Source organism: Thermoflexus sp., from assembly GCF_040289485.1.
Classification (GTDB): domain Bacteria; phylum Chloroflexota; class Anaerolineae; order Thermoflexales; family Thermoflexaceae; genus Thermoflexus.
The window spans coordinates 23,171-40,722 of sequence record NZ_PSLG01000009.1 but is presented as its reverse complement, the minus strand read 5'-3'; the positions used below and the strand labels follow the sequence as shown (position 1 = coordinate 40,722).

The window sequence follows — 17,552 nt, the reverse complement described above, 5'->3', positions numbered from 1 at the left end:
AGGATCGCATGAAATGGCTGCGGCGCTTCCTGAAGCGGGCGAAAGCCGCCCCGGAGCCGGCATCGCCACCGCCGCCCCCCACCCCGACTCCGGCGTCCCCTCCGCCTTCCCCGGAAGCCCCTCCGGGCGGGACCATGCCGCTGCCCCCGCTCCCGGCGCAGCCGGCCGGGGCGGGCCTCCGCTTCGGCTGGGCGACGGATCCGGGCTTGGTCCGTCCCCACAATGAGGACGCCCTCCTGATCCTGTATACGACCTACGAGGGGATCGGGGAGCGGATGCCGCTGGGGCTGTTCGTGGTGGCCGACGGGATGGGCGGCCATCGCGGCGGCGAGCAGGCCAGCGACCTGGCTGTCCGGGAGATCGCCCGCTTCCTGAGCGCCCGGCTCCTGATCCCGCACCTCGCCGGCCGAGGACCTGACCACCCGATCAAGGAACTCTTGGAGGAAGCCCTTCAGGCCGCCAACACCCAGATCCTACAGGCGGTCCCCGGCGGGGGGACCACCGTGGTCTGCGCCCTGGTCCTTGGGGAGAGCGTCCACCTGATCCATGTGGGGGACAGCCGGGCTTACCTGGTCTGGCCGGACCATCTGGAACGGCTGACGGAGGATCACTCGCTGGTCCAGCGCATGATCTCTCTCCAGGAATTGAGCGAGGAGCAGGCGGCCGGCATCCCCCGCAACGTCCTTTACCAGGCCCTGGGGCACACCGGGCGTCTGCACCCCAGCTACCGCCGCATCGCCCTTCCCCCGGATGCCTGGCTGTTGCTGTGCACCGACGGCCTGTGGGGGGAGATCTCTGAAGAACAGATCCTGCAGACGGTGTGGGGAAGCACCTCCCCGCAGGAGGCCTGCCAGCGCTTGGTCCGTCTGGCCAACGAGGCCGGCGGCCACGACAACATCTCGGTGATCCTGGTGGGGCGATGAGACCCGACGAAGCCTTCCCCGATTACTACGCGATCCTGGGCGTCCCTCCTTCGGCCAGCCTGGAGGAGATCAAAAAGGCCTACCGGGCGATCGTCCGGAAGGTGCACCCCGATGTCCTTCCAGGGGCCGGCACCGCCATGCTCTTCCGCCTGGTCCACGAAGCCTACACGGTGCTCAGCGACCCGGAGCGGCGGGCCGAATACGATCGGCTCCGGGAGGCCCGCTGGGGGAGCCCCGAGGCCCTGGTGCAGGCAGAGGTGCTCCTCAGCCGCCCGGCCCTGCCCGCCCTGGCGGCCCCCCAGATCCTCTACGTCCTCCTCATCCTCCAGCCGGCCCGGCCGGCTGCGGGCCCGCGCCCGCCGCTGCACCTGTGCCTGGTGATCGATCGAAGCAATTCGATGAAAGGGCCCCGCCTGGAACAGGCGAAGGCGGCAGCGATGGAACTGGCCGATCACCTGGAGCCGGAGGATCGCCTGGGGGTGGTGGCCTTCCACGATCGGGCCGAGGTGATCTGGCCTATGAGCCCCCCCGCGGAGCGGCACCGCCTGCGGGCCTGCCTGGACGCCGTGACAGCGGAGGGGGGGACGGAGATCTACCACGGGCTCGCGACGGGCCTCAACGAGTTGCTGCGGGCCCAGCGCCCGGGCGCCCGCGCCCACCTGATCCTCCTCACCGACGGCCGGACCTACGGAGACGAGGCCCAATGCCTGGCCTTGGCCGACCAGGCCCGGGCGGCCGGGATCGGGATCAGCGCCTTCGGCATCGGGGAGGACTGGAACGATGTCCTGCTGGATGAACTGGCCGCGCGGGGCGGCGGGATCTCCGGCTATATCGCCTCCCCCGAAGAGATCCGCCGCCGCTTCCTAGAACACCTGGCCCTCCTGCAGGACCGCTTCGCCGAGGAGGTCCGCATGGACCTCGAGCCCGCCGAGAGGGTCCTCCTCACCGGCCTGTATCAGGTGGCGCCGGACCTGCGCATCCCTCCCCGAGCGGAGGGCGGGTGGTATTTGGGGCCGATGCCCGGCGCCACGCCCCTTCAGGTCCTGATGGAGTTCGCCCTCCCCCCGCTGGAGCCCGGCCTCCTGGAGATCGCCATGCTGGATCTCCACATTTACCTCACGCGGGATCCCCCGCGGGTGGAGCGCCTGCGGCGCGCCCTCCAGACCAGCGTCCTCCCGGAGGAGCCGTTGACGGTGACGCCGCCCGCCCCGCTGCGGGAGGCCCTATCCCGCGTCGTCCTGTATCGCATGCAGGACCAGGCCTGGGCTGCCCTCCAAGCTGGGCGGCGGGAGGAAGGCGCCCGGCGGCTCCAGCAACTGGGGACGCGCCTGCTTGAACAGGGGGCCTGGGAACTGGGTCGGGAGGCCTTCGAGATCGTCACCCAACTGCTCCGTGGCCAGCCGGTTCCTCGAAGCCGGCAACTCGCCTTAAAATACGGGACGCGGATGCGCATGCTTCCGCCCCCGCCGAAGGGAGGAGAGGCATGATCCAATGTCCGTTGTGCGGACGGAAATACCCGGTCGGCGCGCTCTTCTGCCCGGAGTGCGGCGTCTACCTGCTCACCGGCGGCCCCCTGCGCACAGAGCCCCTCCCGGAGGGAGCCGCCCTCCCCATCGAGGCCGCCACGGGGCCGGAGCCCCCAGCCCCCGCGGCGCCCCAGAGCCTTGTCCTGCAGATCCTGACCAGCGGCCGCCGGGTGGTGATCCGGCCGGACCAGGACGTGATGCTGGGGCGCCTGGATGTGGGTCGGGGGATCTTTCCCGAGGTGGACCTGACGCCGGACGGCGGGCTGGAGGGCGGGGTTTCCCGACGCCACGCCCGCATCTTCTTCCAGGAGGAAGGCTTCTACGTGGAGGACCTGGGCAGCACCAACGGGACGTATCTCAATGGCCTCCGGCTTGCCCCCTACTCCCCTCATATCCTGAAAGAGGGCGATGAGCTGCGCCTCGGGCAGATCCCCATCCGGGTCGGATTCGCATAAAGAGGGGAGGTGCGGCGATGGCCTACACGGTGCTTATCCATCTGGTGAACGCCGACCCGATCCTGGCCGAGGTGGAGCAGCTGCCAGACCCCCAGGACCAGGTCCTGATCTGCACCAACATCCGCCTCCGGGACGGGAAGGAGGTCCACTACCTGGACCCGGAGGCCGTCCAGGTGATCATCCCATGGCATCGGATCTCTTTCGTGGAGGTCCTGAGCACCCGCGAGGAGGCGGAGATCATCAGTTTCGTGCGGGAGCGGTGAGATGGCCCAGCGCCCGATCCGGGGGGAGGTCCCCGAGCGGCGAAGGATCCTGCTGGTGGACGACGAGGCGCGGGTGCGCCAGTTCGTCCGCCTCAACCTGGAACTGGAGGGCTTTGAGGTCTTCGAGGCCTCCAACGGCCTGGAGGCTTTGGAGAAGATCAAAGAGCTGCTCCCGGATCTGGTGATCCTGGACGTGATGATGCCCGAACTGGACGGGTTCGAGACCCTGGCCATGATCCGGGAGATCAGCAACGTCCCGGTGATCATGCTCACGGTGCGGGGCGACGAGGCGGACCGGGTGCGGGGGCTGGAACTGGGAGCCGACGACTACGTGACCAAGCCCTTCTCGCCCCGGGAACTGGTCAGCCGCGTGAAAGCGGTCCTGCGCCGGGTGGAAACCCCGGCCACCGTGGGGGGCGTGGTGCGCATCGACGATTACCTGACCATCGATTTCAACCGGCGGGTGGTCATCGCGGGGGACAAGGAGATCAAACTGCGGCCCACCGAGTGGCGGCTGCTCTATCACCTGGTGAACAACGCCGGCAAGACCATGCCCCACGAGAGCCTGCTGGCCAAGGTGTGGGGCTACGAATACCGGGAGGAGACCCACTACCTGCGCCTCTACATCAACTACCTCCGCCAGAAGATCGAGCCGGACCCCTCGCGCCCTCGCTACATTCTGACGGAGCGGGGCGTCGGCTACCGCTTCGTAGATTTCCGGGGCAACGAACTGGAACGCCTCAAGCGGGCCGCCGCCGGCGGATGAGGGCTGTTCGTCACTGCCCGGCCGGCCCGAACAGCCGTGCCTCCACCTGATCCCAGGCAGCCTCCAGGTCCGCCGCGCCCCGTCCTTTCCCCGCCAGGCGCTCCCGGGCCGCTGCTCCCTCGTGGGAGGCGAGGGCCTCCTGGGCCTCCCGGACCATGCCGGCCAGCGCCGCCCGCACCGCCGCTGGATCCGTTTGCAGGAACCGCTCGGAGCGGGCGAAGGCGTCCGCATCATCGAAGGCCCCCCGGAACAGTTCCTCCAGCCGGCGGTCGAAGGCCACATCCGCGGAAGGGGGACGCACCTGGGCCAGCAACGGGCACAGGGACTCGCCGCTGATGAGATCGGCGCACCCGATCTCCTCTTCGAGGGGAGGACGCCACACCGCCACCGCAGCCCGCAGCAGGCCCCACTCTTGGGAGAGATAATACTGAGCCCAGCGCTCGGGCGGCGCCCCCGCCCCGGGATGGGAAAGGGGCCGGACCCGGGTGCGCGGCGAGAGGGCAAGCCGCTGGAACCGCTGGGGAAGGGTCTCGAAGGCCGCCCGCAGCCGCTCCCGGCGCTCCCCGGGCGGGGATCCCGCCATCGCCAGGACCAGCAGCCCGGCGGCCTGCTCAGGGCGCTGGGCCCATCCTTCCAGGATGCTGGCCACATACGGCGCGGTGATCCCCCGCGCTTCCTTCCGCTGCGCGGCCGCCTCCCCAACCCGCTCGGACAGGGTGGGCCGCAGGGCCTGCCAGCAGGCCGCTGCCGCGGCGCCGGCCTCCCCGCAGGCGCGGGCCTGGGGCGCCCAGCCTGCCCACGCGGCGGCGAAGGCTTCCTCCCACAGGGACTGGAAGGGAATCTCCGCGAAGGGAGGGGGCCATGACGTCGGCACCGCCCGCGACGCGCACCCACTCGTCAGGGCTAGCAGCCCCAAAATCAGCCCCCCGCGCCACCACCCCTTCGATCCCATCCCTCCTCCTTGGCGAAGGTCCCTGTCGGCGATCGGACGGATGATACGCGCATCCTATGCCCCACGGGCGCGGGCTCTTGCCGCGGTTCCCCGAGCTTTTTATACTCTACTCCCATAAGGGGAGCCAGATCGGGGCGCGAAGCATCTGGAAGGAGGGGCAGATGTCCGTTGATCACCGTCTGCCGCGGATCGCCTTCATCGGCAGCGGCGTGATGGCAGAGGCCATGATCCGCGGCCTCTTACGGGACAACCTGATCGACCCTGCGGAGATCATCGCCAGCGGGCCCCGCCCCGAGCGCGGGCAGGAACTGGCGGGCCGCTACGGCGTGCGGGCCACCACGTCGAACCCTGAGGCGGCGGAGGAGGCCGAAATCGTCGTCCTCTCGGTGAAGCCGCAGGTGATCCCCCGCGTGTTGCCCGAATTGCGCGGGCACATCCGCCCGGGAGCCCTCATCTTCTCCATCGCCGCCGGCGTGCGCATCGCTACCCTGCGGGAGGGCCTCGGGGTGCCGGCCATCATCCGGGCGATGCCCAACACCCCGGCCCAGATCGGCCAGGGGGTCACCGTCTGGACCGCCACGGAGGAGGTCACCCCCCGCCAGCGGGAGCAGGCCGTGATGCTCATGCGGGCCATGGGCGAGGAGGTCTACGTCGACGACGAGCGCTACCTGGATATGGCGACCGCCCTGACCGGCACCGGGCCGGCCTACGTGTTCCTGTTCATGGAAGCCATGGTGGACGCCGGGGTCCACCTCGGCTTCTCCCGCCGGGTGGCCGAACAACTGGTCTACCAGAACGTCATCGGCTCCGCCCTTTACGCCCGGCAGTCGGGCCTGCACCTGGCGGCGCTGCGCAACCAGGTCACCTCCCCCGGGGGGACGACGGCGGAGGCCCTCTATCATCTGGAGAAAGGGGGATTCCGCACGGTGATCTCCCGGGCGATCTGGGCCGCCTATGTGCGATCCCGCCAGTTGGGACGGGGAGCGGCCGATGAGGTGGAACGGCTGGAGCGCTGACCCGCCCCTGTTGATCGCTGTGGTGGGGAGCAGCGAGGCCACGCCCCAGGAAGCGGAATGGGCCCATCGGGTGGGACGGGGCCTGGCCGAGGCCGGGGCGGTGGTGATCTGCGGCGGCCGCGGCGGCGTGATGGAGGCCGTCTGTCGAGGGGCCGTGGAGGCTGGCGGGTGGACAGTGGGGATCCTGCCGGGCATCGATCACCGGGAGGCCAACCCCTACGTCCGCCTCCCCCTCCCCACCGGCTTGGGGGAGGTCCGCAACGCCCTGGTGGTGCGGGCCGCCCACGCCGTGATCGCCATCGGCGGGGAGTTCGGGACCCTTTCGGAGATCGCCCTAGCCCTGAAATGGGGAATCCCGGTGATCGGGTTGGGCACCTGGTCGGTGCACCGCCCCGGCGTGTCGGTGCCGCTGGAGACGGCCGCCACCCCCGAGGAAGCGGTCGCCCGCGCGCTGGCCCAGGCGGAGGCCGTCCGCCGGGGGAGGCCCGCCGCCGGTCCGTAACGGGGGACGCGCCGGTTGCTGTTAACCGTCGGGGATGTGACCGTCGATCTGTTCCTGGCCCTCCCGCGGTTGCCGGATTCGGGCGGGGATGTCCACGGGAGCCAGATGCGCCTGCGGGCGGGGGGCTCGGCGGCGAACACCGCTGCCGTCGCCGCGGCCCTGGGCTGGCCCGCTGGCCTCATCGGCGCGGTCGGCACCGATCCGCTGGGGGAATGGGCCCTGCGGGAACTGGCCGCCGCCGGCGTGGAGATCTCCAACCTCCAGCGCCGCCCCGAAGCCCCCACTTCGCTCATCGCCATCCTGGTCACCCCGGACGGGGAGCGGACAATGATCTCCTACCGCGGCGCCAGCCGGCTTGCCGCTCTGAACCCCACGGCCTGGGAGAGCCTCGACCGGGCGACGGCCTTTCACTTTTCCGGCTATGCCCTCCTGGACGAGGGGCCGCTGTTCCACACGGCCACGGCCCTGCTCCATGAGGCCCGGCGCCGGGGCCGGCTGTGCGCCTTGGATCCCGGGCTGCCGGCCTGCCGGATGGCGCCGGAGGCCGTGCGGGCCGCCGCGCGGCAGGTCGACGTTCTCCTGCTCACCGAGGCCGAGGCGGCCCTCCTCTTCGCTTCCAACCCCTGCCAGGCCCTTCAGGAGGAGAGGCCGCGCTGGGTGGTCGTGAAGCAGGGCGCCCGCGGCTGCCAGGTCCTCGGGCGGATGGGAGAGACGCTCCAGGCGCCGGCCTTCCCCGTCGCGGCCATGGACACCACTGGGGCCGGGGACGCCTTCGCCGCCGGCTTTCTGATGGCGATGGTCCGGGGGGCCAGCCCCGCCGCCGCGGCCCTGCTGGGCAACGCCGCCGGCGCCCTCGCATGCACCGTCTGGGGGATCATCGGCGCCTTCCCCGGCCGATCCGCCGTCCGTGGGCTTTTGGCCCGCGCCCGGTCGAGCCCGGATTGGCGGCCATGGGGCGATGCGCTGGAGGAGGCGCTGGGGCTTCTGGGCTCGGAGCCGCCCGACATTTCCACGGCCAGGGGACCATGGATGAGGCCAAGGCCACGATCCTGATCGTCGAAGACGAGCCCGCACTGCGGGAACTGCTGTCGCTGGCGCTGGCGCTGCGCCGGGCCGGCTACCGCGTGGAGGCGGTAGCGGACGGCCCCGCCGCCCTGGACTGGATCCGGGACCGCAAGCCGGATCTCATCCTGCTGGATGTGATGCTGCCGGGCATGGACGGCTTCGCGGTCTGCCGGCGGCTGCGGACCCTCTGGCCCCTCCGCACCGTCCCCATCCTGATGCTGACCGCCATGGGGCGGATCGAGGACAAACTCCAGGGCATCGAGGCGGGGGCAGATGATTACCTGACCAAACCGGTGGCCATCCCGGAACTGCTGGCCCGGGTGAAGATGCACCTGCGCCGCTCCCAGCGGGAGCAGGCCACCAACCCCCTCTCCGGCCTCCCTGACAACCCCGAGATCGAGGCGGAGATCCGCCGGCGCCTCTCGGAAGGCCAGCCCTTCGGGATCGCCTACATCGATCTCAACGCCTTCAAGGCCTTCAACGACCGCCACGGCTTCCGGGAGGGCGATCGGGTGCTCCAGCGCTTCGCCCACCTGCTCCAGGAGGGGGAACCCGCTCAGGACTTCCTCGGCCCCATCGGCGGCGACGACTTCGTGCTGCTGACCCGTCCCCATGTCCTGAGCCCGGTCGCCCGTCACGTCCTGGAGCGCTTTCCCGAGGTCGTCCAGGCCCCCGAACTCTCCGTCTCCATCATCGGCGGCGTGGTGAACCCCACGCCCGCGCATCCGCCACCTCCCCTTGTGGGATAAAGCGCTTTATCAGTTTACTCCAAATGGATCGGCCGCGCGGGGGAAAGTTGCGCATCGGATTCGCCTCCTGTAGGATGAAAACGATGCGCACGACCGAAACCCGCGGGAGGGGCCATGGGGGAGAGCCGGGTGCGCTGGCGGGAGTGGGGAGAAGAGGCCTTCCGGGAGGCGCAGGGGCAGGACAAGCCGATCCTGCTCAGCATCTCTGCCACCTGGTGCCACTGGTGTCACGTCATGGACCGCGGCCTCCCCGGTGATCCAGTCCACACCGGCACCTACTCGGATCCAGAGATCGCCGAACTCATCCACACCTATTTCGTTCCCATCCGGGTGGACACCGATCGCCGGCCGGACATCAACGCCCGCTATAACATGGGCGGGTGGCCCACCACCGTCTTCCTGACCCCGGATGGCGAGATCCTCACCGGCGGCACCTACATCCCGCCCCACCAGATGCGTCAGGTGCTCCTTCAAGTCCTGCAATACTACCGGGCCGGCCGGGAGGAGATCCGGCGGCGGGCCGAGGAGATCGCCCGCCGGCGTCAGGCCCTCAGCCGCCCGGTGGCCCGGCCCGGCGCCCGGCTCTCCTGGACCATCCCCCTGCACCTGGTCGGCCTGATCGCCCGGGACTACGATCCGGTTTACGGGGGCTTTGGCGAAGCCCCCAAGTTCCCCCACCCCGACGCCTGCTGGCTGTTGCTCCTGGAATACCGACGGGGCGGGCGACGGGACGAGCGGCTGGCGGAGATGGTCGGGCGCACCCTGCACGGCATGGCCGATGGCGGGATGTTCGATCCGGTGGAGGGGGGTTGGTTCCGGTATTCGACCACGCGGGATTGGAGCGTGCCCCACTTCGAGAAGATGCTGGAGGACCACGCCCGCCTCATCCCCCTCTACCTGCACGCCGCCGACCTCCTGGAGGACGAAGGGCTGCGGACGGCGGCGGTCCGGGCCCTGGCCTATGTCCGGCGGACCCTTTACGATCCCGAAAGGGGGGTCTTCTGGGGCAGCCAGGACGCCGATGAAGACTACTACGCCCGCTCGGGCCCGGAGCGGGCGCAGCGCCCGCCGCCCGCCGTGGACCGCACCGTCTACACCAACTGGAACAGCCTCATGGCCATCGCGCTGCTGATCGCTGGGGATCGGCTGAAGGAACCGGACCTCACGGCTATGGCCCTGCGGACGTTGGAGGCTGTGTGGCATCTGACGTTCGAGGAGGCCCGCGGCGCCCTCGACCACTACGTGGACGTCCACGGCGAGCGGGCCGCGCAGAAGGGGGTACCACCACTGCTGGGCGATCAGGTCCACTACGCCCGGGCGGCCCTGATGGCCTTCCAGCGCACCGGGGACCGCCGCTTCTTGGAGCGGGCCCTGCGGCTGCGGGACTATTTGGAATCCGCCCTGGCCGACCCGGAGGGCGGGTTCTTCGACCGGCCGGAGGACCCGCAGGCCCTCGGCGCCCTGCGCATCCGCCAGAAGCCCCTGGACGAGAACGCCGCCGCCGCCGAGCTCTACCTCATGCTGTATGACCTGACCGGCGACCGGAGGGCGCGGGAGATCGCCGAGCGGACCCTGCTGGCCTTCGAGGCGGAATATGGGAAATACGATTTCGCGGCGGCTCCCTATGGGCTGGCGGTGCAGCGGGCGCTGACCGAGCCCATCCGGATCCACGTCATCGGTCCGATGGAAGATCCTCGCACCCAGGCGTTGCTCGCGGCGGCCTGGCAGGGGGATCCCTTCACCCGGGTGGTGATCCCGTTGGATCCCGAGGGGGACCGCCAGGCCATCGCGGCCCAGGGCTTCTCACCCGACGGGACCCCAGCCGCCTACGTCTGCGTGGGGACGCGGTGCCTCCCGCCCGCCCACACCCCCGAAGAGGTCCGCCAGCGGCTGCAAGAGGTGGAGGCATAAGGAGGCGGCATGGACTGGCGACGGCGGGAGGTGTTGCGCCTGCTGATCGGTGGCGCCGCGGGAGCGCTGGCGGCCGCCTGTGCCCGTCGCCTCCCCTCCCCCGAGGCTCCAGCCGTTCCCCACACCCCGGTGCGGCTGCCGGGCCCGGAGCAGTGGCCGGTCGAGGCGGCCGTCCCCATCACCCCCACTTCGGAATTCTACGAGGTGAAATACAGCACCATCCCCCGCGTGGACGTGGAGGCCTGGGCCCTGGAGATCGTCGGGGAGGTGGAGCGGCCCCTCCGCCTCACCTACGCGGACCTCCTCGCCATGCCGGCGGTCATCGAGATGCGGACCCTGGAGTGCATCAGCAACCCGGTGGGCGGCGATCTCATCGGCAACGCCCTGTGGAAAGGCGTGCGCATGGCCGACCTGCTGGAGCGGGCAGGAGCCCGGCCCACCGCCCGCGAGGTGGTCCTCTACGCCGCCGACGGTTACCACACCAGCATCCCCCTCTCGCTGGCCCAGGACCCCCATTCCCTGCTGGCCTACATGATGAACGGGGAAGTCCTCCCGCCGGAGCACGGGTTTCCCCTGCGGGCGCTGTGGCCGGGGCGCTACGGGATGAAGCAACCCAAATGGATCACGCGCATCGAACTCATCCGGGGCGAGCACACGGGCTACTGGGAGGGGCAGGGCTGGTCGAAGGAGGCCATCATCAAGCCCAACTCCCGCATCGACCAGCCCCGCCCGGGGATGATCCCCGCCGGGCCGGTGGAGATCCATGGGATCGCCTTCTCCGGACCGGTCGGCATCGCCCGGGTGGAGGTCAGCGTGGACGACGGCCGGACATGGCAGGAGGCCTCCCTGACCCGCGGGCCCACGCCCTATGTTTGGACGGTCTGGCGCTATTGGTGGGAGCACCCCCCGGCCGGGGAGGCAGTGATCCGGGCCCGGGTGGTCCAGAACGACGGCTACGTCCAGCCCCGGGGCCGTGGCCGCCTGCTGGGCGGCACCTTCCCCGACGGCACCGACGAGCAGCACGCGGTACGGGTGGTGATCGCCGCGCCGTAGTCCGAACCGACCCCTCCTTCAGATCATGGGCCATGGGACGGCGCGCCAGGGGCCCGGGCGGGGGAAGACCGGGTGGGCCAGCAGATCCGCCGTGCGCCGTTCCAGGGCCCGCATCTCCTCCGCGCGGAGCAGCCGGCCCAGTTCCGCCCGCAGCGCGGCGTCCCCCCGCAGCCGCTCGTAGAAGGCGCGGACCTCCGCCACGATGTCCTCGGGGATGGGCTGCCCCTGATAGGTCCAGATCACGGTGCGCAGTTTCGGCTCGGCGTGGAAGCAGATCCCATGGTCGATGGCCCAGATCCGCCCGCTCCGGTCCCGCAGGCAGTGGCCGGCCTTGCGGTCGGCGTTGTTGACGATCAGGTCGAAGACCGCCAGGCGCATCAAGGTCGGTTGCAGGGCGGGCTCGTCGCAGAAGGTGAAATAGTGGGCATCCGGGTCGGCGTCGATGAACAGCTGCAGCGCTCCCCGACCGTAAGGGCCATGTTCCCGCAGCACGGTGGGCGGCACCAGCCCCCAGCCCAGGGCCTCGCTGACCACATAGGCGGCCACCTCCCGATCGCACAGGGTGCCCTCCGGGAAGTCCCACAGGGGCTGCTCCCCGCGCTGCGGCTTGTAGATGGCCAGGCCGGCCACGGCGTCATGGTAGACGGCGGCCAGGAACGTATAGTTGGAGCCCCAGGGCACCACGCCCAGGGGTCGGATCGCCCCCTCGGCCAGCCACCGCAAGACCCGATCCTTGGGCGTATCGGGGGACAGCGGGTCCGGGATGGGGATCTCCCGACCCTCGTGGGGCCGCCGTCCGATCCGTCCCTTCCGCCCGTCCATCTCTTCCATCGCCGATCGGAACGGAGGTCTCCGGTTCGCGTGCCGGCGGATGCCGGTGGGCGGGGTCGCCGCCCGATTCAGAAGACCACGGCCTTGCCGTTGCGGCGCGGGCAGATGTGTCCTTGGGGATCTATCGGCCGGCCGCACAGGGGGCACAGGGGGCGTCCGCGGGCGACCACGTCGGCGCCACGGCGGCTGAGGGCGTGCATCTGCTCCCGCGTCGCCCAGAAGCGGACCACCCGCAACGTGTCGGGGTCCTGATCGGCCTCCGGCAGTTCTTGGATGACCAGGACCACCCAGTCCCCGTGCGGTTCATAGCCCAGCCCCATCCGTCCTGCCCGGAAGAGGGGCTCCAGGGGTTCCTCCAGGCGCAGTTCCTCCTCGCCGGGCTCCCGGCCCAGGGGACGAGGGAACTTCGCGTTGATCTCCTCCAGCAGTTCCTCCAGGGAACGGGCCAGCGCCCGCACCTGCTCCTTCTCGCAGAGGATGGTAACCAGCACGTCCTCCTGGCGGGCCTGGATGTAGAAAGTGCGCCTCCCAGGCTCGCCGACGGCGTCGGTGGTGATCCGATCGACCGGCCGCAGATCGTAAATCAAGCGCGGCATCTCCTCCTGCCCGGACGGATCTTGGGGGCGGACGCCCGGCCGCCGAGGGCCCCGTCAGCGCTTACGCCCCTTCGAGAGCACGGCCAGATCCTCCAGCGGCCACTGGAGCGGCCCGGTGTCGTTCAGCCGGAGCAGCAACGGCGGCCCCTCGGCCAGCCAGAAGATCGTCACTGAGGCCGGGGCGATCATCAGGCGGTGGTAGAGATCCAGCGGCATCCCCAGGTAGTAGGCGGTGACCGCCCGGATCAGATCGCCGTGGGTGAAAAGGGCCACCATTTCCCGAGGATGGCGCCCGGCGATGGCCTCCACGGCGTTCACCGCTCGGGCCACCAGATCCACCATGGCCTCGCCGCCCTGGAAACGGGCCCGGCTGATGACGCTGACCAGGCGCTGCCAGGCCTTCTGCCGCCGCAGCCGCTTCAGGGATTTCCCCGTCCACGCGCCGTAGCGGACCTCTCCCAGTTCAGGGACGATCTCGATGCGCAGCCCCTTCCGCCGGGCCAGCGGCTCGGCGGTCTCCACCGCGCGCTCCAGCGGGCTGCTGTAGATGGCCCGGATGGGCAGCGAGGCCAGGCGCTCCGCCAGGTCCTCCGCCTGCCGACGGCCCTTCTCGTTCAGGTGCACCCCTGGCGTCCACCCGGCCAGCCACTTCCCCAGGGAGTCGTTCGCCGCATGGCGGATCAAGAGGATGAGGGCCATCCGGGCCACCCCGGCCGCGGTCTCTTCCACGCCAAGTATAATACAGATCCTCTCCGCCCTCACGAACGGGAGCAGCCCGATCGATCACGAGGAGGCACCGGCTTCCCCAGCGGGACGCTCCGGCGGCGCCAGCCGGTCGAGGAAGGCGGCGGCGCGGGGGCGGCGCTCCAGGACGGCCAGGAGATAACGGGCGATCACCTCGCCGATCTCCTCCAGGGTCCTTGCGGAGATCGGCGAGGCCCGGAAGGTCGGATAGGGTGTCCGCAGGATCCATCGGATGCCTTTGAGGGCCTGACGGCTGAGGGGGCGGACAGCCGGAAAGCGGGGCGCACACCGGGGACACAGCACGCCGCCCCGCCCCAGGTCGAAGCCATAAGGCCCCCGCTCCTCCCGGAGGCGCTCCCCGCAGTGGACGCAGAACTCCACCTGGGGACGGAAGCCAGCCACCTCCAGGAGATGGAGCTCGTAGTAGCGGAGGGCCTTGTTCGGGTCCTCCTCCCGGTCCAGGCGGTCTAGGGTCTCCGCCAGCAGCCGGTAGAGATCGCGGCCCTCCTCGCCCTCGGGGGCGAAGGCCTCGGCCAGTTCCGCCGCGTAGTGGGCCATGGCGCTGCGGGCGAGGTCCTCCCGCAGGTGGGGATGGGCGTGGATGACCTCCGCCTGGCTGACCACGTCGAGTTCCCGCCCCCGGGCCAGCAGCAGCGAGGTCTGCATGAACCGCTCCAGGTGGCCGGCCTTGCGGCTCCGGATCTTCCGGACCCCGCGGGCCAGCACGCGGCGCTTGCCGAACTCGGGGGTCAGGATGACCAACAGCCGATCCGCCTCCCCGAAGTCCGATCGCCGCAGGATGATGGCCTCTGTCCGATACAGGCGTCCCCGATCCATCGACCGGTGCCGATCACGAGGGCGGCCGGCCGCCCTCGGCCGGGCCAGCGGCCGCGGAGGCCGGGACGGGCGTGACACGGACGGCCTGCGGGCCCTTGGGGGTCACCTCCACCTCGAAGGTCACCGGCTGGTTGGCCTCCAGGACCAGGCCGGGGCGCACGATGCCGGTGCGGTGAAAGAAGATCTCGGTGCCGTCCTCGCACCGGATGAACCCATATCCTTTCTCCGGGCTGAACCACTTCACCCGGCCCTCGTAGACCTGGCCAGGCTCCAGTTTCCGCCGGGGCCGCGCTGCCTCCGCCCGACACTTCGGGCAGAGGGTGGGCTCCACCAGCGGCTGACCGGCCTCCACCATCCGCCGCTGCTCGGTGACGGTGAACACGAACGGGCGTCCGCATCGCTCACAGGTCAGCAACTTGTCGGCGAACGGCATCGCGCTCCACCTCCCGTCGAGGTCCAACCGGCGGGCGCTCCCTGCCTCCATCTTACACCTCCACCGGCCATCCGCCCGCGCGCGGGGACGCGGGAGAGGCTGGATCACGGGGTGCCCCCCGGACGCCAGCGGAAGGTCCGGGCGGCTGCTGGCCCCGCCGGCTCATACCGGACGGAGCCGTCCCGCTCCACCACCCGCCGGACCACCTGGACGGTCCATCGGAACCGGTGCGGCCCCGTCCCCTCGCCGACGGCCGCCTGGAGCAACGCGGCCGGGAGATGCCAGGCCGTGGCGTGGGTGCGGAGCATCCCTACTTCCCCCCCATCCTCCCGGAACACCCGCACCTCATACCACTCGTCGATCTCCAGCCGCCCCACCGAGGCCCACTGCAACAGGACCGGCAGGCCCGCCCCCTCCACCAGGGCGCCGTCCGACGGGCGGAGCAGTGGCGGCGGTGGATAGGTCGGAGCCGGGGTCGGGGTGGGGGTGGGCCCCGGGGCCGGGGTGGGCGTCGCCAGGGGGATGACCAGGGTCTGGCCCGCCTGGATGCGCTCTGGGTTGGCGATGCCGTTGGCCTCCTGAAGGGCCCGCATGGACACCCCGTATTGCTGGGCGATCGCCAACAGGGTCTCTCCGGGCTGCACCACGTGGAGGACCTTGTCCGGCCGCGGAGTGGGCGGAGGCGTCACCCCCGGCGGCAGCGTCGGGGTGGCCTGGATCGGCGTAGGCGTATACACCGGCACCAGCAACACCTGGCCGGCCACAATCAGGTCCCCGGAGAGATGGTTGAGCCGGCGGATCTCCTCCACTGCAACCCCATACCGCAAGGCGATCTCGGAGAGCGTCTCCCCAGCCTGGACCTGGTGCTGCAACGGCGGGATGGGCGTGGGGGTCCAGGTCGGCGTGGGCGTGGGGGTCGGTGGCAGGGTCGAGGTCGGCGTGGGCGTTGGGGCCGGCGTGGGGGTCGGACGGGTTTGCGCGGCCCGCGCCAGGCGCAGCGCCAGCCACCCGGCGGCGATGAGGGCCAAGAGGACCAGCCCTGCGCCCAACAGGGCCGATCGCCATGGGACGGGGGGCTCGGGCTCCGGCTCCACCTCCGGGGGCCGGGTGAGATCCGCCCGGCAGCGCCAACATGTGCGGGCGCGCTGGGAGACCGGCACGCCGCACTGCGGGCAACGGCGGAAGGGGCCGGCAGGCGGCGCCGCGCTCATCGCGACGATCCATCCAGGCCCAGGAGGGGGGCGATGCCCTGCATGGCCTGGAGGACCCGGGCCACATGGTCCTCCAGGGGGACGCCCAGTTCCGCCGCGCCCCGCTCGATGTCCTCCCGGTTCACCCCGGCTGCGAACCGCCGGTCCTTCCATTTCTTAAAGATCGAAGGCACCGTCACGCTGTACAGGCTGCGGTCCGGCCGGACCAGGGCCACGGCGGTGATCAGGCCGGTGAGTTCATCCACGGCGTAGAGGGCTTTGTCCCGCAGGGTCACTCGCGGGACGCCGGTGACCTCGGTGGCGTGGGAGAGGATGGAGCGGATGATGTCCTCGGGCCACCCGCGCTCCCGCAGGATACGGGCGCCCTGGTTGGGATGGCCATCCGGCGCCACGTGGGGATAGCGCTCGTAGTCGAAATCGTGCAACAACCCCACGATCCCCCAGACCTCTTCGTCCTCACCGAAGTAGCGGGCGTAGGCCCGCATGGCGGCCTCCACCGCCAACATGTGACGGCGCAGGTTCTCGCTCTGGGTGAACGCACAAACCAGGGCCCAGGCTTCCTCCCGCGTGGGCATCTCCGCCTACCTCAGTGCCAAAATGGCCCCCGCCGATGACGCAGGGGGATCGGGGTAGGATTGTGCGGCGGTTCCATGGGGCTGTCAAGGTCGGGGCGGGCGGCGGGCCCGCCCCGACCCGGTGGCGTCAGGGGGTCTACGAGGCGGCTGGGCGGGCCTGTTCGTAGACCTCGGGGTTCACACAGTGGGGGAGCCGCTCCCCCCGCAGGCCGGCCAGCACGTTCCGGGCAGCCAGTTCCGCCATCCGGTTGCGCGTGGTCACCGTGGCGCTGCCGATGTGGGGGACCACGATGCAGTTCGGCAGGGTCAACAACGGATGGTCCGCGGGGAGCGGCTCCGGGTCGGTGACGTCGAGGGCGGCGGCGAAGATGCGACCCTCCATCAAGGCCTCGTAGAGCGCATCGGTGTCCACAATCGGCCCCCGGGCGGCGTTCACCAGCACCGCCGTCGGCTTCATCTTGGCGAAGGCCTCTCGGTTCACCAGACGGTAGGTGGAGGGGTTGAGGTCCGTATGGATGGTGATGAAATCGCTCTCCCGGAAGAGGGTGTCCAAGTCCACGAAGACGGCACCGAGTTCAGCCTCGGCGGCCTCGTTGCGGCGCACGTCGTGGTAGAGGATGCGCATGTTGAACCCACGGGCGCGGCGGGCGACGGCGGTGCCAATGCGGCCCATCCCGATGATCCCCAGCGTGGCCCCATAGACGTCTTGGCCCAGGAGGAGCAGCGGACCCCAGGTCACCCAACGGCCCTCCCGCACGTAATCGATGCCCTCCCGAAGGCGCCGGGCCGCGGCGAGCAACAGGGCCCACGTCAAATCGGCGGTGGCCTCGGTGAGCACCCCGGGGGTGTTGCCCACCGGGATGCCCCGCCGGGTGCACTCCGCCACGTCGATGTTGTCGAACCCCACCGCCATGTTGCTGACCACCTTCAGACGCGGGGCGGCGTCCAGGAGCTCCGCGTTCACCTTCTCGGTGAGCAGGCAGAGCAGCCCCTCTACATCGGCCACCTCCCGCAGCAACACCTCCCGCGGGACCGGCAGGTCGCTGTCCCAGATCTTGAGGTCGGCGTGCTCGCGCAGGATCTCGTAAGCGCGCTCCGGGATCCGCCGGGTGATGTAGACCTTGGGCCTGGCCATGGCAAGACC

At 70.7% G+C, this 17,552-nt stretch carries 20 protein-coding genes; 11 read left to right on the top strand and 9 right to left on the bottom strand.

Annotation, left to right across the window (positions count from 1 at the left end; genetic code table 11):
• Window positions 1-134 precede the first annotated feature (134 nt).
• The 5 genes from C4313_RS02860 to C4313_RS02840 are packed head-to-tail and all read left to right on the top strand — an operon-like array spanning window position 135 to window position 3,933.
• On the top strand, window positions 135-923 hold the full coding sequence (locus tag C4313_RS02860) for a PP2C family protein-serine/threonine phosphatase (protein WP_352428367.1): 789 nt from the start codon (window positions 135-137) through the stop codon (window positions 921-923).
• Window positions 920-2,410 (top strand): DnaJ domain-containing protein, encoded by a 1,491-nt coding sequence (locus C4313_RS02855; RefSeq protein WP_352428366.1) that lies wholly within the window; start codon window positions 920-922, stop codon window positions 2,408-2,410. The genes C4313_RS02860 and C4313_RS02855 overlap by 4 nt, the downstream gene beginning before the upstream one ends.
• A complete protein-coding gene (locus tag C4313_RS02850) occupies window positions 2,407-2,904 on the top strand; it encodes an FHA domain-containing protein (RefSeq protein ID WP_352428365.1) in 498 nt (165 codons plus the stop codon). The genes C4313_RS02855 and C4313_RS02850 overlap by 4 nt, the downstream gene beginning before the upstream one ends.
• Before the next feature lie 17 nt (window positions 2,905-2,921).
• The gene (locus tag C4313_RS02845; protein WP_352428364.1) at window positions 2,922-3,167 is read left to right on the top strand and encodes a hypothetical protein; all 246 of its coding nucleotides are present in this window, start codon (window positions 2,922-2,924) and stop codon (window positions 3,165-3,167) included.
• Between the two features lies 1 nt (window position 3,168).
• Complete coding sequence (locus C4313_RS02840; RefSeq protein WP_352428363.1) at window positions 3,169-3,933, top strand: response regulator transcription factor; 765 nt, start codon at window positions 3,169-3,171, stop codon at window positions 3,931-3,933.
• Window positions 3,934-3,943: 10 nt separating this feature from the next.
• Here C4313_RS02840 and C4313_RS02835 read toward each other — a convergent pair whose 3' ends face one another.
• Window positions 3,944-4,885, bottom strand: a complete 942-nt coding sequence (locus tag C4313_RS02835; protein ID WP_352428362.1) for a hypothetical protein — start codon at window positions 4,883-4,885, stop codon at window positions 3,944-3,946.
• Between the two features lie 161 nt (window positions 4,886-5,046).
• Between C4313_RS02835 and proC the strand changes: the two genes are divergently transcribed.
• The 6 genes from proC to C4313_RS02805 all read left to right on the top strand — a co-directional run bounded on the left by proC (window position 5,047) and on the right by C4313_RS02805 (window position 11,181).
• Window positions 5,047-5,901, top strand: a complete 855-nt coding sequence (proC, locus tag C4313_RS02830) for a pyrroline-5-carboxylate reductase (RefSeq protein WP_352428361.1) — start codon at window positions 5,047-5,049, stop codon at window positions 5,899-5,901.
• A complete protein-coding gene (locus C4313_RS02825) occupies window positions 5,876-6,403 on the top strand; it encodes a TIGR00725 family protein (protein WP_352428360.1) in 528 nt (175 codons plus the stop codon). Before proC ends, C4313_RS02825 begins: the two co-directional genes overlap by 26 nt.
• A 15-nt stretch (window positions 6,404-6,418) precedes the next feature.
• Window positions 6,419-7,456 (top strand): carbohydrate kinase family protein, encoded by a 1,038-nt coding sequence (locus tag C4313_RS02820; RefSeq protein ID WP_352428359.1) that lies wholly within the window; start codon window positions 6,419-6,421, stop codon window positions 7,454-7,456.
• On the top strand, window positions 7,429-8,217 hold the full coding sequence (locus tag C4313_RS02815; RefSeq protein WP_352428358.1) for a GGDEF domain-containing response regulator: 789 nt from the start codon (window positions 7,429-7,431) through the stop codon (window positions 8,215-8,217). Before C4313_RS02820 ends, C4313_RS02815 begins: the two co-directional genes overlap by 28 nt.
• A gap of 114 nt (window positions 8,218-8,331) precedes the next feature.
• The gene (locus tag C4313_RS02810; RefSeq protein ID WP_352428357.1) at window positions 8,332-10,128 is read left to right on the top strand and encodes a thioredoxin domain-containing protein; all 1,797 of its coding nucleotides are present in this window, start codon (window positions 8,332-8,334) and stop codon (window positions 10,126-10,128) included.
• A 9-nt stretch (window positions 10,129-10,137) separates the two neighbouring features.
• Entirely contained in the window at window positions 10,138-11,181 is a 1,044-nt protein-coding gene (locus tag C4313_RS02805; RefSeq protein WP_352428356.1) for a molybdopterin-dependent oxidoreductase, read from the top strand.
• Window positions 11,182-11,199: 18 nt separating this feature from the next.
• On the opposite strand, the gene C4313_RS02800 is transcribed toward C4313_RS02805, so the two are convergent.
• From C4313_RS02800 to C4313_RS02765, 8 genes are all read right to left on the bottom strand, one after another.
• Window positions 11,200-12,003: an SCO1664 family protein gene (locus tag C4313_RS02800; RefSeq protein ID WP_352428355.1), complete on the bottom strand. Its 804-nt coding sequence runs from the start codon at window positions 12,001-12,003 to the stop codon at window positions 11,200-11,202.
• Between the two features lie 77 nt (window positions 12,004-12,080).
• A complete protein-coding gene (locus C4313_RS02795) occupies window positions 12,081-12,608 on the bottom strand; it encodes a DUF3090 domain-containing protein (RefSeq protein WP_352428354.1) in 528 nt (175 codons plus the stop codon).
• Between the two features lie 54 nt (window positions 12,609-12,662).
• The gene (locus C4313_RS02790; RefSeq protein WP_352428353.1) at window positions 12,663-13,307 is read right to left on the bottom strand and encodes an MSMEG_4193 family putative phosphomutase; all 645 of its coding nucleotides are present in this window, start codon (window positions 13,305-13,307) and stop codon (window positions 12,663-12,665) included.
• 84 nt (window positions 13,308-13,391) lie between these two features.
• Window positions 13,392-14,189, bottom strand: coding sequence for a DNA repair protein RecO (recO, locus tag C4313_RS02785; RefSeq protein ID WP_352428352.1), 798 nt, complete (start codon window positions 14,187-14,189; stop codon window positions 13,392-13,394).
• 13 nt (window positions 14,190-14,202) lie between these two features.
• Window positions 14,203-14,673 carry a cold shock domain-containing protein gene (locus tag C4313_RS02780; RefSeq protein ID WP_352428351.1) on the bottom strand — a complete coding sequence of 157 codons (471 nt, stop codon included), beginning with the start codon at window positions 14,671-14,673 and terminating at the stop codon, window positions 14,203-14,205.
• Window positions 14,674-14,726: 53 nt separating this feature from the next.
• A complete protein-coding gene (locus C4313_RS02775) occupies window positions 14,727-15,833 on the bottom strand; it encodes a LysM peptidoglycan-binding domain-containing protein (protein ID WP_352428350.1) in 1,107 nt (368 codons plus the stop codon).
• Window positions 15,830-16,408, bottom strand: a complete 579-nt coding sequence (locus tag C4313_RS02770; RefSeq protein ID WP_352428349.1) for an HDIG domain-containing metalloprotein — start codon at window positions 16,406-16,408, stop codon at window positions 15,830-15,832. Before C4313_RS02770 ends, C4313_RS02775 begins: the two co-directional genes overlap by 4 nt.
• 136 nt (window positions 16,409-16,544) lie before the next feature.
• Window positions 16,545-17,543, bottom strand: coding sequence for a 2-hydroxyacid dehydrogenase (locus C4313_RS02765; protein WP_352428348.1), 999 nt, complete (start codon window positions 17,541-17,543; stop codon window positions 16,545-16,547).
• Window positions 17,544-17,552 lie beyond the last annotated feature (9 nt).